16 protein-coding genes and 2 pseudogenes are annotated in these 24,709 nt (G+C 64.4%); 7 read left to right on the top strand and 11 right to left on the bottom strand.

The genetic code is table 11. The features are described from left to right. Positions 1-968: pseudogene (locus QOC76_RS30745) on the top strand (serine/threonine-protein kinase); the annotation flags it as partial. A gap of 63 nt (positions 969-1,031) precedes the next feature. On the opposite strand, the pseudogene QOC76_RS30740 reads toward QOC76_RS30745, so the two are convergent. Together QOC76_RS30740 and QOC76_RS30735 are read right to left on the bottom strand one after the other, a co-directional pair. Beyond that, positions 1,032-1,240, bottom strand: a pseudogene (locus tag QOC76_RS30740) (leucine zipper domain-containing protein); the annotation flags it as partial. A gap of 306 nt (positions 1,241-1,546) precedes the next feature. Then, positions 1,547-2,035, bottom strand: a complete 489-nt coding sequence (locus QOC76_RS30735; protein WP_526363724.1) for a DUF309 domain-containing protein — start codon at positions 2,033-2,035, stop codon at positions 1,547-1,549. A 367-nt stretch (positions 2,036-2,402) separates the two neighbouring features. Here QOC76_RS30735 and QOC76_RS30730 point away from each other — a divergent pair, with 367 nt between their 5' ends. From QOC76_RS30730 to QOC76_RS30710, 5 genes are all read left to right on the top strand, one after another. Next, the gene (locus QOC76_RS30730) at positions 2,403-2,663 is read left to right on the top strand and encodes an acyl carrier protein (protein ID WP_526363722.1); all 261 of its coding nucleotides are present in this window, start codon (positions 2,403-2,405) and stop codon (positions 2,661-2,663) included. A 465-nt stretch (positions 2,664-3,128) separates the two neighbouring features. Beyond that, on the top strand, positions 3,129-4,880 hold the full coding sequence (locus QOC76_RS30725; protein WP_526363720.1) for a fatty acyl-AMP ligase: 1,752 nt from the start codon (positions 3,129-3,131) through the stop codon (positions 4,878-4,880). Beyond that, positions 4,877-9,097: an aminotransferase class I/II-fold pyridoxal phosphate-dependent enzyme gene (locus tag QOC76_RS30720; RefSeq protein WP_526363718.1), complete on the top strand. Its 4,221-nt coding sequence runs from the start codon at positions 4,877-4,879 to the stop codon at positions 9,095-9,097. The genes QOC76_RS30725 and QOC76_RS30720 overlap by 4 nt, the downstream gene beginning before the upstream one ends. Continuing rightward, a complete protein-coding gene (locus QOC76_RS30715; RefSeq protein WP_526363716.1) occupies positions 9,094-9,804 on the top strand; it encodes a thioesterase II family protein in 711 nt (236 codons plus the stop codon). Before QOC76_RS30720 ends, QOC76_RS30715 begins: the two co-directional genes overlap by 4 nt. 20 nt (positions 9,805-9,824) lie before the next feature. Continuing rightward, positions 9,825-12,302 carry an MMPL family transporter gene (locus tag QOC76_RS30710; protein ID WP_526363714.1) on the top strand — a complete coding sequence of 826 codons (2,478 nt, stop codon included), beginning with the start codon at positions 9,825-9,827 and terminating at the stop codon, positions 12,300-12,302. 30 nt (positions 12,303-12,332) lie between these two features. On the opposite strand, the gene QOC76_RS30705 is transcribed toward QOC76_RS30710, so the two are convergent. From QOC76_RS30705 to QOC76_RS30695, 3 genes are all read right to left on the bottom strand, one after another. After that, a complete protein-coding gene (locus QOC76_RS30705) occupies positions 12,333-12,605 on the bottom strand; it encodes a hypothetical protein (RefSeq protein ID WP_526363712.1) in 273 nt (90 codons plus the stop codon). 130 nt (positions 12,606-12,735) lie between these two features. Beyond that, the gene (locus QOC76_RS30700; protein ID WP_526363710.1) at positions 12,736-13,842 is read right to left on the bottom strand and encodes a VIT1/CCC1 transporter family protein; all 1,107 of its coding nucleotides are present in this window, start codon (positions 13,840-13,842) and stop codon (positions 12,736-12,738) included. A gap of 164 nt (positions 13,843-14,006) precedes the next feature. Continuing rightward, positions 14,007-15,443, bottom strand: a complete 1,437-nt coding sequence (locus QOC76_RS30695; RefSeq protein ID WP_526363708.1) for a WS/DGAT/MGAT family O-acyltransferase — start codon at positions 15,441-15,443, stop codon at positions 14,007-14,009. Positions 15,444-15,607: 164 nt separating this feature from the next. On the opposite strand from QOC76_RS30695, the gene QOC76_RS30690 reads away from it, so the two are divergent. Beyond that, complete coding sequence (locus QOC76_RS30690; RefSeq protein ID WP_526363706.1) at positions 15,608-16,822, top strand: alpha/beta hydrolase; 1,215 nt, start codon at positions 15,608-15,610, stop codon at positions 16,820-16,822. A 670-nt stretch (positions 16,823-17,492) separates the two neighbouring features. On the opposite strand, the gene QOC76_RS30685 is transcribed toward QOC76_RS30690, so the two are convergent. The 6 genes from QOC76_RS30685 to sulP all read right to left on the bottom strand — a co-directional run bounded on the left by QOC76_RS30685 (position 17,493) and on the right by sulP (position 24,697). Beyond that, a complete protein-coding gene (locus QOC76_RS30685) occupies positions 17,493-17,981 on the bottom strand; it encodes a DUF309 domain-containing protein (protein WP_526363704.1) in 489 nt (162 codons plus the stop codon). 66 nt (positions 17,982-18,047) lie between these two features. Further along, entirely contained in the window at positions 18,048-19,739 is a 1,692-nt protein-coding gene (locus QOC76_RS30680) for an alpha-glucosidase (protein ID WP_526363702.1), read from the bottom strand. After that, positions 19,736-20,740 (bottom strand): glycosyltransferase family 4 protein, encoded by a 1,005-nt coding sequence (locus QOC76_RS30675; RefSeq protein ID WP_526363700.1) that lies wholly within the window; start codon positions 20,738-20,740, stop codon positions 19,736-19,738. The genes QOC76_RS30680 and QOC76_RS30675 overlap by 4 nt, the downstream gene beginning before the upstream one ends. Positions 20,741-20,883: 143 nt before the next feature. Further along, positions 20,884-22,122 (bottom strand): NRAMP family divalent metal transporter, encoded by a 1,239-nt coding sequence (locus tag QOC76_RS30670; RefSeq protein WP_526363698.1) that lies wholly within the window; start codon positions 22,120-22,122, stop codon positions 20,884-20,886. Beyond that, positions 22,119-22,979, bottom strand: coding sequence for a magnesium transporter (locus tag QOC76_RS30665; protein ID WP_526363696.1), 861 nt, complete (start codon positions 22,977-22,979; stop codon positions 22,119-22,121). Before QOC76_RS30665 ends, QOC76_RS30670 begins: the two co-directional genes overlap by 4 nt. Positions 22,980-22,999: 20 nt before the next feature. Then, positions 23,000-24,697, bottom strand: coding sequence for a sulfate permease (sulP, locus tag QOC76_RS30660; RefSeq protein WP_526363726.1), 1,698 nt, complete (start codon positions 24,695-24,697; stop codon positions 23,000-23,002). Positions 24,698-24,709: the final 12 nt, after the last annotated feature.

The raw sequence follows: 24,709 nt of genomic DNA, 5'->3' as shown, positions 1-24,709 counted from the left end.
AGGGTCCACGCCCGGATATAACTGCACCGCATCGGCACGCGAGCAACGCCGACGGCCAGCGCTCGGACGGCCATCCACCCACGCAGCGACTCGAGCGCCTGGTCGTTCATGGGACAGCACGCGGCGTTATGCAAAGCACGATCGGCGCTCAAGGACAACTAGGGACCCTGTCGTTCGACTTGGTGCCCGATGAGCCGATCGGCGATCGGCGTGGTCCTATTCCGGTCCAGATACAAACTCAACTCGTCGCGGATCAGCTCGCAGACGGCGACGAGGTCGAGGTCAGCGGCGTTTGGGACGGCAACACCGTGGACGCCGACCAAATCGTCACCTTTTCGGCCGACGCTCATCCGAAACGACGACCGCCCCCATCGCGCACTGAATTGCCGCGGGACAAAGCACCGAAGCGTCGATGGGGTCGTACCGCAGCACTCGTCGCACTGGTCGGTGTGGTCGTGTTGACCGCGGCTGCCGTCGTCTGGTTCACCGACGGATTCGGCGTCTGGACCCGCCCCGGGCCGATCGTCAAGCCGGTGAGCGCAACCGTGTTCTCGCCCAATGGCGCTCCGGACAATCCGCAGAGAGCCGGCTTGGCGATCGACGGCAACCCGGACACGTCGTGGTCCACCGTCACCTATAAGGATCCGATCCCGTTCCCGAACTATGTCGAGGGCGAGGGGCTGTTGTTGCATTTGTCCGATCCGACCGCGCTGAGCGCCGTCACCATCGACTTGTCCAGCTCGGGGACCGAGGTCCAGATCCGCTCGTCGCCGACTGAAACCCCGGCGAAGTTGTCCGACACCACAGAGTTGACGCCAACCACGCCGCTGCAGCCGGGCCACAACCGTATAGCGGTCCATGACACGACCAAGACGTCGAATGTGCTGGTGTGGATCACCAAATTGGGGACGACCAACGGCCAGAGCCGGACGGACATCTCCGAGATCACGCTGCAGGCGGCTGCGTAGCGCAAGGCCGGACACCTCACCGCGGCCGACTTCATGGGCTCATATGATCTCGGGACAATTATCCGTGCGGTTAGGGCTGCGACGAGGCCGTGAGCTGCGGCCGGCCATGCCGGCTTCACCCAATTCGCGATAGCGGCCGGCGCAGCGCGCGCGGTGCTCACCGCGACCTGAAACCGTTCGGCAGCTCGCCGTAGCGGCCAACCATCCTCCACAACGCAACGGGCCAAGCGCAGACGCCCGGTCTCGGACAAAGGGGCATTACGGTGAGACACAAGACCTCCGAAGTTGAGTTTGTGCCTTCTTCAGCAGCTCGCACTTCACTCGGAGGTCTTCGCTATGTCACCAAGGCACGCCGTAACTAGGCTCGTATGCAAATCATCAGAAAAACGTGGAGAAACTTATTCGCGAGATCCAGGCAAGAGCTCATCCAGACTAAGTGTCGGCTGGAAACCATTTGCAGGACAAGCGATCCCGCCCGCCGTCAGGGATCGTCTGCCCGACTGCCGTCTCGAGCTTTACCACTATTGGTGCGAGGCTCGGACGGCACGCGTCAAGCTGCACGTGAAACATCGACAACCTCAGCGCCGCCGGAGAGTTCGGACGAGCAGACGGGGTCTTAGGCATTCCGGTGCGATCGGGGCGTTCGCAGCGAGGTCATCGATCAGCGCGTCGGCGTAGTCGGCCAAACCTGCGGCGTCGATGTCGTACGGCGCCGCCTCCTCGAGGGCAAGACGGCCCGACGCCCGCCGGAGTACGGTGATCGCGCCCTTGAGATTCTTGCGCTGAACATGGGTGATGCCGACCGCGAGCTGGGCAAGCGCTTGCCACAATGTTTTCTCGTCGTCCGGGCCGTTCTTCCACGCTGCCTCGAGCACCTCGTGCGCGTTGAACGCCAGGCCCCGGTCCAGCAGATCCTGGGCAAGGGCCAGGGTCTCGGTTGGCGGCAACTCGAGGTCATCCGGAATGCGTGGAATGCCTTCGCTTCCCCGCGGAAGTGGTCGACCGAGGGTATCGCGGGGACGATCGCTTCGGGGTCGGCCGGATTCATCGCGCGCACGCTCATCCACGGGCTCATCATGGCATCAATGCAGGGGCGACTGTTCGCCATGCTCGGGCCAGCTGGCCAAGAAGAAGGGCCGCATCTCCGCGGCCTTTCTCTGCCGGAGCTCCCGGAATCGAATCCGCCCAGAAATCGGGCTGGGGCAGGTCGTGCACCGCGTCGCCCAACTCCGAGATTCGGCGGCCGTCGCCCGAGCTGGCCCTCCTGCGGCGCCTTGCCCGGCGGATAGGAAACCCTTCCCTTTCAGGAGTGGAATCTGGCTTCCCGGCGATTACGCAGCCACCACTTGATTCACGACCATTAAGCCCAAGCCGCACGCAGCGGCGAAACCTATTGAAGTCAGACACTTTCGTCCAAGCAGACCAGGAGCTCACATGAACGCAAACCGCCAAATCCTCCGCTGGCTTACCACTCAGCTGGCCTCCTACCTAGAGGTGTCGGCAACCACCATCAACCCCATGGTTCCCCTCGCCGAAATGGGGGTCGACTCGGTGCACGCGATCAGCCTCGTCGGTGACGTCGAAATGCATTTCGACATCGATGTCGACCCGACGATGATCTTTGACTACCCCACTCTCTCCCGCATTGCAGATTTCATCGGCACCGCCGTCGCCGAGCAGCAACAGGTGGCATAGGCGACACCGCAGCACCCGCCGCCCTACCACCGCCGCGGCGGTTTTCGGCGCTCCGGTCGCTTACCACGGCACAAAATTTGCCAAGCCGTCGATTCCTATGCCTCGCCAGTGCTCGCGTATCGCCAGTAATTCGGGGTTGTCAAACGATGCGGCACGGGCCAGTATCATCAGTGCACCGGTTTGCTGAGATCGCCAGCTGTTGGTGGGCCGTCCAATTTCACAAGGAGTCAGCCATGATCCTTTTGCGACCCACTCCCGGCGGGCCGTAGCCGCCGGACAGGATTCACTATGGGGGCATCACTCACCTCATCGCCGGCCTCAAGCTATATGCAGGGGGCGTGCATCGGGGTGAGGTCACGCCAGCTAAGAGAAGTCTCGTCTTCGGCTCGCCGCCTCGGCCGCATCAGGCGCAAGCTCTGAACAACGCTCCAGCCACCAGCTTGGCGACGATACGGAGGAGCAGCGATGACCACAGGTGACACCACCGTTGGGTGGGCGCCGCGTATCGGGCAGAAAAACCTTGTTGCGCAATTGCGTTCGCAGTTCGAAGTTCACGCCGACAACCGCCATTTGACGTTCCTGAACGAGTCCGGGCGACATCTCGTACCCGAAGTGACGAGTTTCGGCGATCTCGATCGCGATGCGCGCGAGATGGCCGCTTGGTTGAGTTCACGGCCCGAGGCCAAGCGACCGGTGCTGCTCTTATTCGAGCCGGGTATCGATTTCTGGCGCGCGTTCGTCGGCTGCCTTTACGCTGGAGTAGTCGCGGTGCCCACCCCGCTGCCCATCGATGAGCGGAGCATGAAGCGCGTCGCCGGGATCCTTCGCGACGCGGACAGCAGCTTGGCGTTGACCACCGAGAGGCTGCGCGGCCTGCTCACCGCGGGCATCGAAGGACTGGATCTCGGTCGCCCGCTGCGGTGTGTTGCCAGCAACGACGCGGCGCTTGCTGATCCGGACTCGTGGGCGATGCCGCAGCTCACCCCTGAGACCGTCGCCTTCCTTCAATACACGTCCGGCTCGACTGGCGATCCTAAGGGCGTCGCCGTCACCCACGGCAACTTGTTGGACAACGAGGCCACAATGTCGCAAGCCCTGCCCGTCAGCGCGACGTCGGTGCTCGTCGGCTGGATCCCGCACTTCCACGACATGGGCCTCATCGGCCAGCTGCTGGCGTTCTTCAACGGAGCAAGCCTCATCACAATGTCGCCACTGGCGTTTCTCAAGCAGCCGATACGGCTCCTCAAAGCGATGAGCGATTACCGCGGAACCATCACCGCCGCGCCGAATTTCGCCTACGATCTGATTGCACGCCGGGTGACGAAAGAGCAATTGACGGGCCTCGACCTTTCGTGCTGGGACGTCGCGCTCAACGGTGCCGAACCGGTTCGCCGTCGCACCATCGAGCGGATTACCGGCGTGCTTGCGCCGGCCGGATTCGCGCCATCGGCGATGCGACCCGCCTACGGCATGGCGGAGGTGACATTGATGGCCACCTTCAGCAGCGGCGTGCAGCGTTACCTCGACGCCGACGCCGACGCTCTTGAACAGAACCGCTATGAACCCGCCACCACGGGCCGCGCGACCACCCTGGTGAGCTCGGGTGCACCGGCGCCCGGTGTCGAGGTGCGCATCGTCGACCCCGAAACCCTGCGCGAGTTATCCGACGGCCACGTCGGTGAGATATGGCTGCGAAGCGCGAGCGTCGCCAGCGGCTACCACAACCGTCCCGCAGAGACAGTCGAACAGTTTCGCGCGGAAACTTCCGATGGCGAGGGCCCCTATCTGCGCACCGGCGACCTCGGGCTACTCCACGACAATGAGCTCTATGTCACCGGCCGCCTGAAAGACCTGCTGATCGCCAACGGCCGCAACCTGTACCCGCAGGACATCGAAGAATCAGTCCAGGACGTGCACCCGGCGGTGGCCGGTTCACGCGGCTGCGCTGTATCGGTCGACGTCGACGACGCAGAACGCCTAGTCCTGATCCAGGCCATCAAGACCGAGATGCTCGGTGACATGAACTGCGGCGAACTCGCTGCCGCCGTCAAGACCGCCATCGCGCGCGGCTTCGAGATTCCCGCCCCGACCGTCGTGTTCGTCAACCGTGCCGGAATTCACCTCACCACCAGTGGAAAGGTACAGCGCGCATCGATGCGGGAAGCGTTCCTGAAAGGCGAACTCACCGACGTGGTCCATGAGGAGCACCCCCGATGAGCGACATCGCAGTTGTCGGCCTCGACTGTCGCTTCCCCAAGGCAGGCGATCCTGCCGCCCTATGGAAGCTGCTGCTCGACGGCGCCGACGGCATCGACGACATCCCGGTCGAGCGGTGGGACGCGGCCGAACTGCTTGACGACGGCGCCGTCAACCACCGGGCGGGCGGGCTGATATGCGACGCCGACGCCTTCGACAACGACTTCTTCGGCATCACCCCGCGCGAGGCGGAGGCGATGGACCCGCAGCAACGCCTGCTCCTGCAGACGGCGTGGCGAGCGCTTGAAAACGCCACCCTCGACCCGCGCGGGCAGGCCGGTTCCAACACCGGGGTGTTCGTCGGGGTGATGGCCAACGAATGGGCTCATCTGCACATGAGCGACTACCGCGCGATCACCGCTCAGGATGGTCCGGGCAACGGCTACTTCATGACCGCGAACCGACTCTCCTACCAACTGGACTTCAACGGACCGAGCCTCGCGGTGGACACCGCGTGCTCGTCGTCGCTCGTCGCGGTTCATCTGGCCGTACAGGCGCTGCGCAATGCGGAATGCGAGCAGGCAGTCGCCGCCGGCGTCAACCTCACCCTGACCCCCGCCCTGAACGTCTTCTATACAAAAGCGGGGCTGGCGGCTCCGGACGGCCGCTGTAAACCGTTCAGCGGCAAGGCGGATGGAATCGGCCGGGGCGAGGGCGTTGCCGTCGTCGTGCTGCGCCGGCTCGAGGACGCGGTCGCCGCAGGCTTGCCGATCTACGCCGTGATCAAGGGCAGCGCGGTCAACAGCGACGGGCGCAGCAATGGGATCACCGCCCCGAACCGCTGGGCGCAGCAGCAGGTCTCCGCCAGCGCATGCCAGGCCGCCGGGGTCGTGCCCGAGCAGATCAGCTTCCTCGAGGCACACGGCACCGGAACCCTTTTGGGCGACATGATAGAGGCGAAAGCGCTTGCCCACGCGCACCGTTCGCGCCGTGACACGCCCTGCGCGATCGGGTCGATCAAAGGCAACCTCGGCCACACCGAGGGTGCAGCAGGTATCGCCGGCCTGATCAAAGTGGTGCTCAGCCTGCACCATCGGGTGGTTCCACCGTCCCGCTTCGCCGACACCGAGAACGAACAGCTTCGACTTACCGACGGCGGACTGCGGATGCTCGCCGAACCGATGGAACTGCCGCCGGAAACGGTTCACGCCGGTGTGTCCAGCTTCGGCATCGGCGGCACGAACTGCCACATGGTGCTCGCGAGCGCTCCGGTGGCCGAATCCGCGCAGGCGGCGAACGGCCACGGTGTCCTCACTCTATCGGCGGACTCGCCTGAAAGTCTGCGCCGCAATGCTTTACAGCTTGCCTGGGATTTCGAGAACAGCGATGCTCCGGTAGCGCAGCTGTGTTGGTCGACGAACCGGATCAAGGCCTCCGGCAGCGCACGGCTGGCGATCGTCGTCAAAGACCGCGCAGAGGCCGTCGCAGCGCTGCGCAGCGATATCGAAAAGGGCACCGCTGGTGGAATGTCGACGGGCTGGCTGTTCAGCGGCCAAGGTACGCAGTACTCCGGCATGGCGACGGAACTGTACGACAGCAGCGCGGTGTTCCGCGACGCGTTCGACGAGGTCGACGCTGCGATGACGACGCACCTTGGCGCGTCCATCCGCGAGGTCATGAACGACGACGGCGTCAATCGCACCGAGTACGCTCAGCCCGCGATCTTCGCGCTGCAGTATGCGCAGGCACAGGCGCTACTTCGATTAGGCGCGGAACCGGCGTGGCTGCTCGGGCACAGCATCGGCGAGTTCGCCGCAGCCGCCATCGCCGAGGTGTTGAGCCTCGACGACGCCTGTCGGCTTGTCATCGCCCGCGGGCGCCTGATGCAGCGGCTGCCCGCGGGCGGCGGCATGCTCGCCGTCCGTGCGATGGTCGGCGACGTGTCCGGGTTGCCCCTCGACCTCGCCGCGGTGAACGGCCCGAACGAGATCGTGCTGTCTGGTGCGACGGACGCGATCGAAGATGCCGCGCGCACCCTGGAACATACGGGGATAACCGTGCACCGGCTCAACGTGTCGCACGCATTCCACTCACAGCTGATGGAGCCGATGACGGCCGAGTTCGCCGCGGTGGCCGCCGAGTGCACCTACGAACTGCCCGTGTTCCCCGTCTTCTCCACACTGCATGGGCGGCTGCTCGGCGATGACGAACCGATGGACGCGGACTACTGGACTGCCCACATTCGCGCAACCGTGCGGTTCGCCGACGCGGCAACCGAAGCGATGACTGCCGAGCCAACGCATCTCGTCGAATTCGGCGCCAAACGCACGCTCGCCCCGATGATCATGCGATCACACGAGGGCGCGCCGCATGCACTCAGCGTCGCGACGGATCTGATCGGAACCGTCGTCGCGCTCTATCGCGACGGCCTTAATCCTGATTGGAACCTGCTCTACCCCACCGAAGCTCGGGCAGCTCATAGGCTCAGCGGCTACGCGTTCAGCACCGCTAACCGGTTCTGGATCAAGGAGGGCGCCGTCCCGACGGCGACATCGAGGGCTGCCCAGAAGGCGGTTACCGCGACCGACTCGACAAAGGATTCAACGATGGACAATCTCATCGCACTGTTTCGCGAACAGACCGCCGTGCTAGCCGCATACGGGCAGGGCAATCCGCCGACTGTTACACCGGCCATGGCTGCGTCGCAAGCGAATTCGGTGTCCAATGTCGCCGGCCTTCCGGCTCCGGCCGTTGATACCACGGCGATCGTGCGCGCTGAGATCGCGCGCGTCAGTGGATTTCCCGAAAAGAACCTGCGCACCACCCAGACCATCGCAGGTGACCTCGGGTTCGACTCCATCATGGTGGCCGACGTCTTCAGCGGGCTGGCCCGCAAGATCCCAGGGGTGACGATCGACCCGGCGGGGTACGGCCCGGCCACCACCATCGCCGACGTGATCGGCATGGCGGGCGGGCAGGCACACGAGGCCCAGCCAGCGGATGCCTTGGGAGCGCGTGCGGTGACCCCTCAGTTCCAAATCGGCGAGTTCGAAGAGGTCAGGGCTCTGGCCGACCGGTTTGCCTTCGGCGAGGCGATCGGCATCGAAAACCCCTATTTCCTGGTCAACGACGGCGTCACCCGCGACACGTCGTTCATCAACGGCGCCGAGGTGATCAACTTCTCCAGCTACAACTACCTGGGCATGTCGGGCCACCCCGCCGTGGCCGACGCGGTCGCGGATGCGGTGCGTCGATGGGGCAGCTCCTGCTCGGCGTCGCGGCCGATCTCGGGTGAGAAGCCGGTCCACCGGGAACTCGAGCTGGAGTTGGCGAGACTGCTCGGCACCGAGGACGCGATCGCGCTGGTCAGCGGACACGCCACCAATGTCACGGTGATCGGGCACCTGCTCGGCGAAGGCGACCTGGTGATCCACGACAGCCTCGCGCACGACAGCATCATGCAGGGCTGCATGCTCTCGGGCGCAACACGTCGCCCATTCCCGCACAACGACCATGCCGCGCTCGACGAGCTGCTCACCAACATCCGTCACCAGTACCGCCGGGTGCTGATTGTCATCGAGGGCGTCTACAGCCAGGACGGTGACATCCCCGATCTCCCCGGGTTCATCGAAGTCAAGCGCAAGCACCAGGCGTTACTCATGATCGACGAGGCACACAGCATCGGCGTGCTCGGCGAAACCGGTGGTGGCATAGGCGAACACTTCGGCGTCGACCGCACCGACGTAGAGCTGTGGTCGGGCACGATGTCGAAGGCGCTGGCCGGCTGCGGCGGCTACGTCGGCGGCAGTCGGGAGCTCGTCGAATACCTCAAATACACGACGCCGGGCTTCGTCTACAGCGTCGGCATGCCACCACCCACAGCGGCGGCGTCACTTGCGGCGATCCGCGCCATCCGCAGTGAGCCCGAGCACCTGCGGCGCCTGCACGAACTATCCTCGCTGTTTCTGGCGCTGGCCCGCGAGGCCGGCCTCGATACCGGTGACAGCGAAGGCACACCAGTCATCCCATGCATCGTGGGAAGCTCGGCCACGGCACTGAAATTGTCCAACGCTTTGCTTGGGCGCGGCATCAACGCCAACCCGATCATCTACCCGGCCGTGCCGGAAGACAAAGCGCGACTGCGGTTCTTCGTCACCAGCTGCCATTCCGACGAGCAGATCCGGTACACAGTGAAAGCGCTTGCCGAGGAGCTGGCGCTCCTCACGGAAGCCTCTTGAAGGCGCGTGAAACGGTGCGGTTGTTCTGCTTCCATCACGCCGGCGGTGGCGGGGCGATGTTCAACGCCTGGAACAAGGCACTCGGCCCGGGCATCGACGTAGTCCCCGTCGAGATTCTCAATCGCGAGCGATTCACCACACTGGGACAACTGGTGGACGAGGCCGATGAGCAACTGCGATCGTCGCTTGACGGCCCGCATGTATTCTTCGGCCACAGTTTCGGCGCGCTACTGGCGTACAGGTTAGCGTGCCTGCGCGCGGCATCGGGTTCTGTTGTGCCGCGCGCACTGATGGTTTCTTCCTTTGCCCCACCGCATCTTCCGGCACCAATACCCACGGTGGACCACTTGGACCAAAGCCAGTTGACGGCGCTGCTATTCGAGCTCGGCGGCATCCCAGCGGAGCTCGCCGAATGGCCCGCCCTGCGGGACGCGGCCGTCGCGGCGGCTCGAATAGACCTGCGCTTGTGCTTGACCGATGAGGAAGCGGAACCGGCGGCATTGTCCTGCCCGATCCACGCCTTCGGTGGCAGCGACGACCCACTGGTGACCGAATACGATCTGCACGAATGGCGTACGCGGACGTCGGGCGACTTCGCTGTGCACGTCCTGCGCGGCGGCCACTTTTATCTCAGCGACGGGCCGCAACTGTTCGCCGTTCTGCTGCCCCTGCTATCCAGGCTCCCGCCCGTGAGCGAACGATGTTGAGCCGGTTAGCCGTTTTCACGGTGCGGCGGCCGAAGGTAATTCTCATCGCCGTCCTGGCGCTACTCGGCATCAGCATCGCCTTCGGTGGCACGGTAACCGAGAAGCTCGGTGTCGGTGGTTTCACGGACCCCGCAGCTGAATCGGCACAGGTCGCTGACTTCCTCGACCAGAACTTCCCCACGACGCCAAATCTGGTCTTGGAAGTCATCGCGCGAAACGGCACCGTGCAAAGTCCCGATGTCGCGGCCGCCGCAGGTCGGGTGCAGCAGCTCGTGGAGGCCGAGCTTTCGGCGAAGGTGGTGGGATCGTTGCGCGAGGAATCGGCCGCCCATCTTCGCAGTCGGGACGGGCGTTCCGGTCTCATCCTCGTGCACGTCGGCGGGACGCTTGACGCCGCGACAAAGACCGCGATCCGGATCATCGACAAGTTACCGACAGACGACCCGGCGGTCGACGTGCGTGCAGGCGGCCCGCTTGGCGTGTCGGTCGAGATCGAGGATCGGGTCAATCACGATCTCGTCATCAGCGAGAGCATCGCGCTTCCCATCTTGCTGGCAGTGCTCGTGATCATCTTCGGCGGTCTCATTGCCGCACTCCTGCCCCTCGCCATCGGCATCACGTCGATCGTGACCACACTGTTGGTGTTGACGATCATGGTCAGCGTCACCGATGTGTCGGTGCACGCGCTCACTGTCGCAACGGCATTCGGTCTCGGCTTGTCCATCGACTTCGGCTTATTAATGGTGTCGCGCTTTCGGGAGGAGCGCGACATGGGGAGGGACCATCAGGCGGCCATCGTCGCGACGGTCACCGTCGCGGGCCGGACAATCATCTTCAGCGCGGCAACCGTGACATTGGCAATGTCGGGACTTCTGGTGTTTCCGACCTACTTCCTGCGGTCGACCGCACTCACTGCGAGCGCCGTCGTGATCCTGTCGGCGCTCAGCGCGATCGTGGTGTTGCCTGCTCTGCTGGCTCTGCTCGGGAAGCGAATCGATTCGCTTGCGGTGATCCGCCGAAAGGTTCCGCTTTCCGCGGACTCGCTGTTCTGGCGCCGTTGCGCCCAGGCGGTGACGAAAAGGCCGCTGCTCTGCGCCCTGCCGGTGATTGCGGCCTTGTTGGTCCTCGGCATTCCCTTCCTCGGCGTGCGACTCGCCATGCCCGACGAACGAGCGCTACCCCCGGACTCCAACGCCCGGTTGGTGGCCGAATCACTGGGCAATGACTACGCAACGGACAACTCCCAAGCGGTAACGCTACTGGCGCGCAACGATTTACGCGCGCTCAATGAGCTTGCCGCCCCGGTGTCACAGATATCCGATGTAGTCCGGGTCGTTGCCCCGAGCGGCACCTACGAGAACGGAAAGCTCGTCGCGGGCCCAATGCCCGGCACCGAAAGAGCCGGCGGCGCTTACGGATTGGTGTACCTGTCTGTAGGTGCTCAGACGGAAACTGCGCAACAGGTCGTCCATACCATCCGCGGGACGATCGCCGACCATCAAGTCGAGGTCGGTGGCCCGACCGCCACGCTCATCGACACCAGTGCCGCCGTCGGCGACCGGCTACCCGTGGCGATCCTTCTGATCGCGTTGGCCACGTTCGTGCTGTTATTCCTGTTCACAGGCAGCATCGTCGTGCCGATGAAGGCGCTCGTCCTGAACCTGCTGATGCTGAGCGCGGTACTCGGCACCATGGTCTGGATATTCCAGGACGGGCACCTAGCTCAGTTGCTTGGCATAACTCCGGCGCCACTGAACCTGTCCATGGTTGTTCTGCTCTGCTGCATCGCCTTCAGTCTGTCCGTCGACTACGAAATCTTTCTGCTCAGCCGGATAAAGGAAGCCCGCTGCACCGGGCTGTCGAATAACGACGCCATCGTCGTCGGGCTGGGCCGAGTGGGCCGGATCATCAGCAGCGCCGCGCTCCTGCTCACCATCACGTTGTTGTCTTTCGCCAACGGACTGTCCTTCATGAAGATGTTCGGTATCGGCACCGCGCTGGCCATCATCATCGATGCCACCGTGATCCGGGGTGTCGTGGTACCCGCGTTCCTGCGTGTGGCAGGCGACCTCAATTGGTGGGCGCCCCGGCCGATGAGATGGCTACACGCCCGTGTCGGTCTCAGCGACGCCCCGGCCGACACCGAAATCCCACCGCCGGTGTCTCTGCCCGACGAGGAGACAGTGCGACTCTCACCGGTGCCCGCACCCGAACCCGACACCATCCGGCAGCCCAGGCCGGCACCTCACCGAGACGAGGACACACAACGCCTCACACCGATGCGCGCTCCCGAGGCCGACACCGTCCGGCACGCCACGCCGACACCCCAGCAGGACGAACAGACACAGCGTCTTTCCCCCATAGGCGCACCGGAGGCCGACACCGTCCGGCACCCCACGTCCACACCTCAGCAAGACGAGGAAACACAACGACTCGCACCCATGGGCGCACCCGAACCCGACCCATCCCGCACGCAACGTCCGGGGCGACGTCGGTGAGGCGCCCGCGGCAACGCATGGCGTGCGCCGTTAAGTGATCGTCACAGTCTGTTGTTTGGTGTCGTTGTCCAATTTCGCCACCAACTGGCCTGCGCCGGGTGCCGAGCCCCGGCCTAGTACGACGATGTCGTAGCTCCCCGGCGGAATTGGTCCCTGACACGTGACCGCCGCATTGATCCCGGCATCGTGGCCGACCACGAAGTCCAAGCCGCCCTGGGCGATGATCTGGTCCGTCTGCTCGAGTTTGCCTGCGAAGACAATGACAACCCGAATCGGCTTCGCGTCCGTGAAGGTATTGGCCACTGTGATGACATAGGTTCCGCTCAGGCCGGCAGGCAAAGTTGCGGGGCCACTCTTTTGCCAACCCGTCGTCGTTGATCTTGCCGACGAAGTGCCATGTGTAGCCGGGGTTCTTGCCCTGATCCCGATCCGCCTAACCGAGTCCCGTGCCCAGCAGTAGACCCAGCAGATATGTGACTGCGGCGGCGCCGTATCCGATGAGAAGCTGGCGCAGCGCGCGTCGCAGGGGCGGTCCGCCAGACAGCAGGCCCACGATCACACCGGTGCCGATCAGCGCGATGCCGACGAGTACCGCCGCAACGACGAGCGCGACGGCCCCTTGCAGCCCGAATAGGTAGGGGAGCACCGGTATGAGAGCCCCAGACGCGAAGAAGGAGAAGCTCGAAACGGCGGCGCGCAAGCCGGTGCCGATCGCCTCGTGCTCGGCGGGATCGGTTGGGGTGAATCCGAATTGCCCTGTCGTCGCCGACACTTGGTTGCCGAGAATCTCGTTGGCATGCTTCTCGGCTTCCGCCTCACTCATACCGCGTGCCCGGTAGACCAACGCCAGCTCGTTGGCGTCGACGTCCAGCGCGGGCAGGGCGGCGCCCGCATGGGGATCCGGAGTCGACGCCTGCAGCAGCTCCCGTTGCGAGCGCACCGAGACATACTCGCCCGCGCCCATCGACAACGCGCCGGCGAGCAGGCCGGCGGCACCGGTGACGAGCACAGTGTGGTTCGACACTCCGCTGGCGCTGATCCCCAACACCAGCGCAAGGTTGCTGACCAGCCCGTCGTTGGCGCCAAACACGGCGGCGCGAAAACTCCCGGAAAGGCGACTGCGGCCCCGCGCGGCCAGCGCCCGAACCACCTCGCCATGGATCCGCTCGTCAGCGGCCATGGTGGCAGTGGCATCGACATCGGCGTCGTAGGTGGACCTCGCCTCAGCGCGCTGGGCGAGGGCGAGCACAAAGACCGATCCGAAATGCCGCGCCAGGAAACCCAAAATGCGCGAGCGTACATCTCCGCGCCGGGGCTTTCCCACATCGTCACCGAGCATGGTCAGCCAGTGCTGCTCGTGACGAGCCTCCGCGTCGGCCAGCGCCAGCAGGATGTCGCGCTCCTCGCCGGTGCGTCGACCGGCCAGGTCCCGGTACACGGCCGCTTCGGCCCGCTCGTCGGCCAAGTGCTGACGCCAACGCCGAAGATCAGCGGCGGACGGTGTCGGCCGGCCGGACTCGCCGGGTCGTCGGGGTTGCACCAACCCATGATGCGGCAGGCAGTCGGGCAGCGAAATCACGGCCGGCAGAGTGCTGGTTGCCGAAGAACTAGAGAACCAGGTTGCCCGACATCACAGCTGCGGCAGGCTTGCGGGAGTTGGGCCAGTTCGCTGCGGAAACCGGCCCTCCAGTTCAGCTACGCCGATCATCCGGCGGCGCCGAGCATCTCCTCGAACGCGCTCTGCATACAGTCGGCGTAGTGGCCCGGGTCTGGTAGCGCACTGCGATCCGCTGTCACCCCGATCGAGACGGTTCCGTTGTAGCTCGCCACGATGTGAAAAAGATTCATCCCCCCGATCAGTGGGCCAAGGCCGGTGACCCGCAGAAGGCGAGCGCCCGCGAAGAAGATGGAATCGGTGGGGCCAGGCACATTACTCACTGTGGTGTTGGCGATCGCAGGCGCCGAAAACGGCACCGCGCTAGCCGCTTTCACCGTCAGTCCGATCAGCGTGGTGGGCACGGTACCCACCAGGTCCATCAGCCGGGAGCTGCTCGAGGTATCCGAGGTGTCGCGAAATGCGGAGGCCTCGTCGACGATGGCCGTCAACCGTTCGAGCGGGTCACCGATCGTGGTTCCCAGCGCCTGCAATCTGCCGAACAGGCGGTTGCCGCCACTGCCGCTTTCGCTGCCGGACCGTATTGACATCGGGCACGCGGCAACGAGAGTCTCCTCAGGCAGCTCGCCGTGGCCGTCCAGATAATGCCGAAGCGCGCCCCCGACATAGGCAAGGGCCACGTCGTTGATGGTCGCGTCCGGCACACAAGCCTTGATCCGCTTGAAATCGACTAGGTCGTGAAAGCGGGCGTCAAACGCCCGGTGCGGTGTGGCCGCGCCGTTGAAGCGCGTGCTCGGCGCAAACGGCGAGCCCGACCCAGGGGTCAGTGTGGCCGCTACTCCGCCGGCAATCTTGCCGGGCAACTCCGCGATGTGACTCAGCGCGCCAAGAACGCTGGGAATCAGGACCTTGCCCGCGCGCAGAGGGTGGAGCATGCCGTTGATCGCTGTCCGCGAGACGAGATCGACCGTCGACGGCAGCGCGCCCGGATTCCACGGCTTTTCCGGTGGGGCGGGACGCGCGCTGTCGTGCGCGAGGTCATGCATGGCCGACATCAGCTCGACGCTTTCCATCCCGTCGACGACGCAGTGGTGCAGCTTGATAGAGATCGCAAACGATCCCTTCGGCACGCCAGGAATAGAGTTCAGACCCTCGATCACCGTCATCTCCCACGGTGGCCGGCGGAGGTCGAGCTGGCGTCCGTGGATGCGTGCGATCTGTATGCACAGCTGACGCCAGTCCCCGGGGTGAGGCAACGCGATGTGGCGCACGTGGTACTCGAGATCGAAGTTCGGATCATCAACCCAGTAGGGCATGTGCAGGCCGCCGGGCAAGTCGGTCAGCCGCCGCCGGAACGTTGGAGCAAGATGCAGCCGGGCATCGATCACTTCAAGAATGCGTTTGAACGTGACCTTACCGTCGGGCGCAGTCGACTGGTCATAGATCAGCAGCATCTGGATCTGCATCGGGGTCTCGGGCTTTTCGGCGCGCAGCATCATGTCGTCCGTCCAGCTCAACTGCTCCATGTCCCACCCCTTTCAACCGCAGATCGTCGACACGCAGCGCGCTGTTCGCGGCCTATCGACGATTCCGTACATCCTCAGCCCGATCGTGACCACCCCTGAGCGGCACATGTTACGGCAATGCCATTCAGCAGATACGAGTGTTCGTCGCGCCGTACGCTGCAGTGATGCCCCGAGTGGATGCAGGCCAGGCAGTGCGTACCGTCCGGTCCTACATCCGATGGGTGAGACGAGCAAAGCCAGGCGATTACGTGATCGCGCTTTGCGCTGCGTCGGCGGCGACTCCGGTCATCGGGCGACGTCTCGAGCCGATCAGCGGTATGGCGGCGCTCGGCGTCGGCGGCAAGACGTACGTGCCCGGCATCGTTTCCGCGATGGCCAAGGCTCGATTTGGGCCCGGCGGCGGCCAACGCCAACTGCTCGCGCAGACGCCAGCGCTACTGACGGAAGCGTTACAGGGCATCGTGAGCCCCGACGATCTCGCGCGTCCGTGGCCGTCGCACCACCAGCCGGCTCCCCTGTGGAAAGCGGCCGGGCAGCGCAGATATGTATATCGGTCGTCGGTGCAATACGGCGATCACCCCAGCCAATTGCTCGACGTCTGGCGACGCGAAGATCTCGCCGGAGCACCCGCGCCAGTGCTCGTCTTCATTCCGGGCGGGGCGTGGGTGTTTGGACGTCGGGAATTGCAGGGGCACGCGCTGATGGCACACTTGGTCAGGAGAGGCTGGGTCTGTTTGTCACTCCAATACCGGACTAGCCCGCAACATCGCTGGCCGCGGCAGATCACTGACGTCAAAACAGCGATCGCATGGGCGCGCGCTAACGTCGGCCTCTTCGGGGGGGACCCCAATTTCGTTGTCGCCGCTGGGTGTTCGGCTGGTGGGCACTTAGCAGCTTTGGCGGGATTGACCGCCAACGATCCGGACTGGCAGGCCGATCTTCCCGCCGACGCGGACACATCCGTCGATGCCGTCGTCAGTACGTACGGCATCTACGACTGGCAGGACCGCTCCACTACGCAGCGCGCCGGATTCATCGAATTCCTCGAGCGTGTCGTCGTCAAGCGCTCCCACGCTCGCCATCCCGAGGTGTTCCGCGCGGCGTCGCCCGTGGAGCGGATCCATAAGGCGGCGCCGCCGTTTCTCGTGGTGCACGGGAGCCGTGACGGCCTCATTCCCGTTGGCGAGGCGCGCGCGTTCGTTCACATGCTGCGATCCGTGTCAGCGGCGAAGGTGGGTTATGTCGAGCTACCAGGTGTCGGTCACGGTTTCGACTTGACCGACGCAGCACGCACTGGGCCGGTGGTGGCCGCCATCGGACGGTTCCTCCGGCAGATCCACCAGGATCGAACGGCTGCCGAAGCCGGCGCGGCGATCTGACACCCGACGTCCGCACTGGGTCTTTGCGCGTGCCAGCGTTCGGGGCTTCTGGTGGAGTTGCCGGAATCGAACCGCTCCCGAATGTGGCGCGACCTTCGCTCTCGGCGCTGCGGGTGCCGTGCGAAGAGGCTTTGCGCTCGTTCGGTCGGTGCAGGGGCTACGCGCAATGCGACGTTTGACATCGCATCGCCGCGATGGGATGCGTCACTACGAAGATCTTTCCCCGCTTGGGGCCGCCCGTGGCATCGACACATACTGCGCGGTGTGACTCGAACCTCTGCCGCCATAACGGCTGCGGTTGGCGAATATCGGCCTGGGGCGATCTCGCGGCCGGGTCGCCATCGGCCGGGCCAGAACCAGATAAGCGCAGCTCAGCGGCTTATCGTGCTATGGTAAGCACCTACTGAAGCAGGAAAAAATGAATAGTCGTCTAGACAGCATTTTGTACGCAATAGAGCATCCGCTAGGCCCGTCACGGGAACTGGGCTCGTACACAAATCATCGGAAGAGCGTAGAGAAACTTATTCGCGAGATGAAGGCAAGAGTTCATCCCGACTAGGTGTCGGCTGGAACTCGCCTGCCGGACAAGCGATCTCGCCGGAGCGGCTTTGCCGCTACCAGGTCGAAGCCCTGACAATACGCGTCAAGCTGTACGTGACCATCGAAAATCTCATCGCCGTCGGAGGGGTCGGACGACCAGACGGGGAGTCAGGCGTTCCGGCGTGATAGCGGCGTTTGCAGCGAGATAGTCGATCAGCACGTCGACGTAGTCGGCCAAACCTGAGACGTCGATGTCGTACGGCGCCGTGCCGTCGAGGGCAAGACCGGCCGACGCGCGGCGAAGGACGGTGACCGCTCCCTTCCCGTTGCCGCGCTGGACATGGGTGATGCCGACCGCGAGCTGGGCAAGTGCTTGCCACAATGTCCTCTCGTCGTCCGGGCCGTTCTTCCATGCGGCCTCGAGCACTTCGTGCGCATTGAACGCCAGGCCCCGGTCCAGCAGATCCTGGGCAAGGGCCAGGGTCTCGGCCGGCGGCAGATCGAGGTAATCCGGAGTGCGTGGAATGCCTTCGCTGCCCCGCGGAAGCGGTCGACCGAGGGCATCGCGGGGACGATCGCTTTGGGGCCGGCCGGATTCATCGCGCGCACGCTCAGCCACGTGCTCGTCATGGCATCGGTGCAGATTTGCTTCCCAACCGGGAGACCTGCCGATTCAGTATGGGAATCACAGAGAATAGATGCGCGCGTCCCAGCCGGCCAGGTCGAGGGTCGATGACATCGACTTCGCCGGAGTCTCGGGCAGGTTGCCGAGTAGCAGATCGGCCGCGATCCATTCTCGGCCAATTTCGACGGTCATGGGGTTACGTCCGCAATTGGCGATGACAAGGAGTCGCCTGCTCGGGGTGGTTCTGGTGAAAGCCCAGACCTGCGGGTCTTCGGCCATCAGAGGCGCGAAGTCACCGTCGACCAAGATGGGTAATTCGTGGCGGAGGCGAATGAGTGCTTGGTAGTGCGCGAACACCGAATCAGTCCGGTCGATCTGGGCCGCGGCGTTCAACCACGTGTAATTGGGGTTGACGTACTGCCATGGATCACCGGTCGTGAATCCGGCGTTGGGTCCCGCGTCCCATTGCATTGGTGTCCGCGCATTGTCGCGGCTGATCTTGGCCAGACCGGCCAGCGCCTCCCCTTCGTCAAGTCCGAGTTCGAGCACGCTCTTGTAGTAGTTGATCGCCTCAAGGTCCTTGTGGTCCTGCGGAACACGGAACGGGTAGTTGGTCATTCCGAGTTCTTCACCTTGGTACACGAACGGCGTGCCGCGCATGCCGTGCAGAACGGTCGCGAGCGCCTTCGCCGAGGTGGCCCGGTAATCCGGATGGTCGTCGCCGAATCGGGACACGACGCGAGGCTGGTCGTGGTTATTCCAATACAGGCTGTTCCATCCGGTTTCGGCCAAGGCAGTCTGCCACCGGTGTAACGACCTCTTCAGCATGACCAGGTCGAGACCGATGTAGTCGAACTTCCCCCGTGGGCCCTGGTCGACGGACACGTGCTCGAACTGGAAAACCATGTCCAACTCACTTCGAGCCGGATCGGTGTACAGCCGCGCGTGTGCGATTGTGACGCCCGGCATTTCGCCGATCGTGATGAACTCGCCGTCGCGGCCGGTGAAGACCTCGCGTGTCATCTCGGCGAGGTAGTCATGCACGTGCGGCCCATCGACGAACTCGTCCATGGCACTGACGAAACGCTGCCCCGGGATCGCCGCTGCGTCGGGCAGTCCCGCAGTCTTGGAGATGAAATTGATGACATCCATGCGAAAGCCGTCGACACCGCGATCGAGCCACCAGCGCATGACTTCGTGGACCGCCTCTCGAACCTGTGGGTTCTCCCAGTTCAGGTCCGGTTGCTTACGGTCGAACAGGTGCAGGTAGTACTGCTCGGTGGACCGGTCCCACGCCCACGCCGATCCGCCGAAGAAGGAGCCCCAGTTGTTCGGCTCGCCACCGTCACGGGCGTCGCGCCAGACGTACCAATCCCGCTTCGGACCGCCGCGCGATGAACGCGACTCGACGAACCACGGGTGCTCATCCGAGGTGTGGTTGACGACCAGGTCCATCACCAGCTTCATGCCGCGTTCGTGCACCTCGGCGAGCAGCTTGTCGAAGTCAACGAGGGTTCCGAACAGCGGATCGATGTCGCGGTAGTCGCTGATGTCGTAGCCGTTGTCGGCCTGCGGCGACCGGTAGATCGGTGACAACCAGATCACGTCAACCCCGAGCGCACGCAGATAGTCCAGCCGCCCGACGATGCCACCTAGATCGCCGACGCCGTCGCCGTTCGAGTCGGCAAAGCTCCGCGGATAGATCTGGTAGACGACGGCCGACTTCCACCACACCTCCTGGGGCGGTGTCAATTCCGGTTGCCGATGACTTCTCGGTACACGTGCACGTACTTGTCGATCATGTCCGTGACCGTGAAGCGCTGGGCGGCGAGCCTGGCGATCTTGCGCCGGTCGAGGTCGCCGGCGGCGGCCACCGCTGCCACCGCCGACTCGATGTCGTCGACGAGGAAGCCCGTCACCTCGTGCTCGATCAGCTCGCCCATCGAGCCTCTCGCGTTGGCGATAACCGGTGTGCCACAGGCCATTGCCTCGACGACGCTGTAACCGAACGGTTCGTCGAAGTCGATCAGGTGGAGCAGCGCATGCGCGCCTGCGAGTACCTCGGCACGAGCAGAGGCATCGACAGCCCCGAGGTAACGCACCTTCTTGCCGTCAACGTGCGGCGCGATCTCGTTGCGGAAGTAATCCTCATCTTGGATGATCCCGGCGATGTCGAGCCGACGGCCACATCGCCTGGCGACCTCGATCGCGTGGGCGGTCCCTTTGTCGGGATGGATCCGTCCGAAGAACAGCAGATGCTCGCCGTGACTGGGATCGACGGTGAAGCCGTCGATATCGATGCCGTGGTGGATTGTGGCGGCGTAGTGCAGATCCGGGTGTCGATCAGAATCGCTTATCGACACGTACGCGCATGCGCTGTCGTAGCGCCTGTAAACAGGAACGATTCGATCGGACGAGAACCCGTGGATTGTGGTGACCACCGGCGTCGTGACGAGGCCGCTGTAGGTGAGCGGCAAGAAGTCGAACCCGTTGTGAATGATGTCGAAGTCGCCGGCATGCTCGAACACCGAGGCGACGTGCAGGCACTCTGCGACCTTGGCATCGATCGTCGCATCTTCAGACCAACCACACGGCGCGGTTGCGTGCAGGCTGGCCTCGGTGATCGAGTCTGCGGTCGCGAACAGGGTGACACGATGGCCTGCTGCCACCAATCCCTCGGTGAGCAACGAGGCGAATTGCTCCCACGGCCCGTAGTGACGAGGTGGTGTCCTCCACGCGATCGGCGACAGCACAGCGACTCGGATCGGACCGCCAGTCTCGCCGTGAATGGGAATGTGCTCAGGCTACCCGCCGACACCGGCGCTACCGGCTTGTTGGTCATGGGCGGGCGGGATGCCCATCGCCTCGCCCGGACTCACGAATGCTCGGCCCTTGCTCAGCCCGTGACCGCTGTGATCGCCAGTGCGGCGACGCACCCGACCACTACGGCGGTTGTCGTCCAGTAGGCGATCGTTCCGCGCAAGCCGATGGTGAAGCGGCCCATCAGATCACGGTCTCGTCCGATATTGACCATCACGATCAACAGTGGCACCAATAGCACCGCATTGAGCACCTGAGTAGCCACGAGGATCGTCACCAGCGGCGCATTCGGGATGAGCACGGCGATTGCGCCGCCGACTGTCACGAGCCCGAATGTCACATAGAAGAGCCGCGCTTCGCTGAAGCGGTCATCGACCGCTGCTTCGACGCCGGCATATTCGCACACCGAGTACGCAGTCGACAGGGGCAGCAACGAGGCCGCCAGGAACGCTGCGCCGATGAGGCCGACGGCAAACAGCGTCGACGCAGCGCCGCCGGCAAGAGGTTCGAGGGCGACCGCGGCGTCGGCGGCATCCCGAATGGAAAGACCGTCACGGTGCAACGTCGCGGCACACGCCACAACCACAAAGAACCCGATGACGCCTGTCAACACGGCGCCGGTGATCACGTCCACCCTCTCCAGGGAGAGATCCTCGGTTCGAAGCTTCTTGTCGACCGCGTACGACTGTATAAAGGAGAGCCCCCACGGCGCTAGCGTCGTACCGACGGTGGCCGTGACGATCGCAATGGCAGCGCCATCGGTGGGCATGGTCGGCACCACCATGCCGTGAACAGCCGCGCCCCAGTCCGGACGGGCCAGCACACCGGAAGCGATGTAGGCGAGGAACACCGTCGACAGGATCAACAGGAAGTGTTCGACGCGGTGGAAGCTGCCGCGCAGTACCAGCGCGGACACGATCACCGCGGCCGTGGGCACGCTGAGGTAGCGACTGATTCCGAATAGTTCGAAGCCGGCGGCGATTCCGGCGAACTCTGCACAGGTCGTGCCGATGTTGGCGACTACGAGCGCGGTCAGCACAGCACCGCCCAGGCGCACGCCGTACCGCTGTCGCACCAGACCGATGAGACCCTGTCCGGTGACCACACCCATGCGTGCCGCCAAACCGTGGAAAAGCACCAAGGCCACCGTGGACAGCACGAGAACCCACAACAGCTGGTACCCGTGGTCGGCGCCGAGCACTGAATAGGTCGTGATGCCCGCCGGATCGTCGTCGGATAGGCCGGCAAGCAGTCCAGGACCGGCGACCGCCAGCAGAGCACCGAGCGTAAGCCTTTTGCGCCCTTGGCGCTTCACGCCTTCCCTCCCCCTCCGGTACGCCTGCCGCCGACTGGGGCGTGACGGCGACGGGGCCATACTCGGGATCGAAGGAAGCGCCGTCCCCGCAGCATGGACGTGCGTTCAATGCGGCCCCGCCAATGGGTTGCGTGCTCGACGGGCATGGCGGCCATGATCTGCTCGGCAATTTCGTGGGGAACAGCTCGGAGAAGGCGCTCACCGACGGCGGGATGTGCGGTTCGGACGGCGTCGGCAGCAATGCGCGGTTCGCGAACGGCAAGCACGTCCGTCGCCGACTCGACGTCGAGCCTGCTGATCAGCGCAGCGAGTCCCGCAGCGTCGAGGTGGTGGACCGCAGATCGCGGAGTGGCCAACTGCACTGCGTGGCCTCGCTCGGAGGTCAGGTGTAGATCGGTCCAGGCGACGACGTCTTCGCGGTAGCGGGAGGCCAGTCGCCGCAAGCCAAATCGCTGCAGCACCGCACTGAAACCGACCTCCACGCCGACGAGTTCGAGCCGACCGTCCGCACAGCGATTAAGGACCGCATCCGCAACCCGTGCCATCCGCTGCCCGGCGATATCGATGATCTGCGTGTCGAGGACGTCACGGACGAGCAGGATCTCCTCGTCGGCAAGCGCATCATTTGTGGACGTGATTGCGAACATCGTCGAGTCGTCATTTCCGTGTATGCGGACACCGGTGGGCTCGAAGCTCTGTGCTGCCGCCCAGGGCAGCAGCAGGTCTGTTCCACGAACGCGCCGAACGAGGATTCGCTCGACAAACTCCGGGCCGGCCTCATCGTCCAGGCGAGCGGTGAGGTCTCTGACCCGGCCGACCACCTCGCCGTTGGGCCCAACGACTTCCTGGCCGGTCATCTGACTGAGGGAGAGCACTCCTAGCTCCGAGGACCTTGACGCTTCTCAAACGCCTCGACCGCAGTGGGCAAGGTCATGAAGATCCGGTCCTCCCCTATCTTGGTCAGCAGTCCGGCCGCGGCGAGGGCGTCTCGCAAGTCCTGTTTGACTCTGGCCATTGTGAACGTAATTCCCTTACGCGACAACTCGTCTCGAAGCTGGTCCAGGGCGTCCAACGCAGTCAGATCGACTTCCACGTTCGCCTCGGCGTTGAGCACGAACCACTCCACTCGAGCATGGTCCTGTTCCACGGCGGCCATTGCACGACGGCGGAAGTCCTGTGCATTCGCGAAACACAGCGGCGCGTCATATCGGTATACGACAAGTCCCGGCACCGACTGCGCGGCAGGATAGTCCTCGATGTCATGCATGCCGGCGAGCCCCGGAACGAAACCCAGAACGCTGTCATGCGCGTGCGCGACGCGTCGTAGCAGATCAAGTATCGACAGTGCGACCGCTGCCAGCACCCCATAGAGCACACCGACGCCCAGCACGGCAGCGGCGGTGGCCAACGCCAAGATCAGCTCACTGCGGCGAAATCGGGCAAGGCGCCGGTACTCGGCGAGGTTGATCAATCTCGTTGCGGCATAAACGACCAAGGCGCCTAGCGCTGCGACCGGAAAGCGCGCCAGCACACTACTCCCCCATAGCACGACGGCTGATACGCACACGGCCGCCACCATCGAGTACAACTGGGTGCGGCTGCCGACGGCGTCCCCTATCGCAGTCCGAGATCCGCTGGAGCTGACCGGAAACCCGTGAGCCAGGCCAACACCTACGTTGGCGACACCGAGTGCGCGCAGCTCCGCGCTCGCGTCGATTTCATCGCCGTCACCTCTCGCGAAGGCGCGCGCAGTCAGCACGTTGTCCGAGAACGCGACGATAGCGATTCCGACCGCCGGCAGGATCAGCGCCACCACATCGCTGGGCGCCACGCGCGACAAGTCGGTCGCGGGCCACTCGGTAGGGATGGCACCAACAACTTCAATTCCGTTGGCCTGCAACGACAGCACGAACACACCCACGGTCGCCGCGAGCACGGCAATCAACGGGCCCGGCATTCTCGGTGCCCAGCGTCCAAGCGCGAGCAGCAGAATCAGGACCGATCCCGCCAAGGCCATTGTCGGCCAGTGGCATTGTTGGATATTTTGGGCGAAGGATCGCATCAGACCGACGAATTCATCGCCCGAAACCGGTGCGCCGGTGATCTTGCCCAGCTGGCTTGCGATCATGAGGATCGCGATGCCTGTCATATAGCCCACCAACACCGGACGAGACAGCATGTTGGCCAAGAACCCCAACCGCGCCACCGCGCCGACGAAGCACACTGCACCGACCAACACCGCCAGAGTGGCCGCCAGCATGCCGTAGCGCACACTGTCGCCAACCGCGAGGGGCGCGAGCACGGCAGCCGTCATCAACGCGGTCGTCGATTCCGGCCCCATCGACAGCTGCCGGGACGAGCCGATCAGGACATACACGGTCAGAGCGACGATGGCCGCCCACAAACCGGTGACAGCGGGCAGCCCCGCCAACGTCGAGTAGGCCATCACCTGGGGCACGAGGTAGGCCGTCACCGTGAGGCCCGCGATGACATCTCCTCGAAGCCACCCGCGTTCATAACCACGGAATTGTTCGACCCCCGGCACCCAGTCGCGAAGGCTCCTGGTCGCGATCATTGACGGGCCTCC

Origin of the sequence: Mycobacterium sp., from assembly GCF_032159565.1 — a bacterium.
Lineage (GTDB): Bacteria > Actinomycetota > Actinomycetes > Mycobacteriales > Mycobacteriaceae > Mycobacterium.
The sequence above is the reverse complement of the archived record's forward strand: the minus strand, read 5'-3'. Positions and strand labels throughout refer to the sequence as shown.

Bases quoted from the DNA above. Each gene is read 5' to 3' on its own strand.
- sulP (WP_526363726.1), bottom strand. From the start codon at position 24,697: ATGATCGCGACCAGGAGCCTTCGCGACTGGGTGCCGGGGGTCGAACAA.
- QOC76_RS30665 (WP_526363696.1), bottom strand. From the start codon at position 22,979: ATGACCGGCCAGGAAGTCGTTGGGCCCAACGGCGAGGTGGTCGGCCGG.
- QOC76_RS30730 (WP_526363722.1), top strand. From the start codon at position 2,403: ATGAACGCAAACCGCCAAATCCTCCGCTGGCTTACCACTCAGCTGGCC.
- QOC76_RS30720 (WP_526363718.1), top strand. From the start codon at position 4,877: ATGAGCGACATCGCAGTTGTCGGCCTCGACTGTCGCTTCCCCAAGGCA.
- QOC76_RS30725 (WP_526363720.1), top strand. From the start codon at position 3,129: ATGACCACAGGTGACACCACCGTTGGGTGGGCGCCGCGTATCGGGCAG.
- QOC76_RS30695 (WP_526363708.1), bottom strand. From the start codon at position 15,443: ATGGAGCAGTTGAGCTGGACGGACGACATGATGCTGCGCGCCGAAAAG.
- QOC76_RS30690 (WP_526363706.1), top strand. From the start codon at position 15,608: ATGCCCCGAGTGGATGCAGGCCAGGCAGTGCGTACCGTCCGGTCCTAC.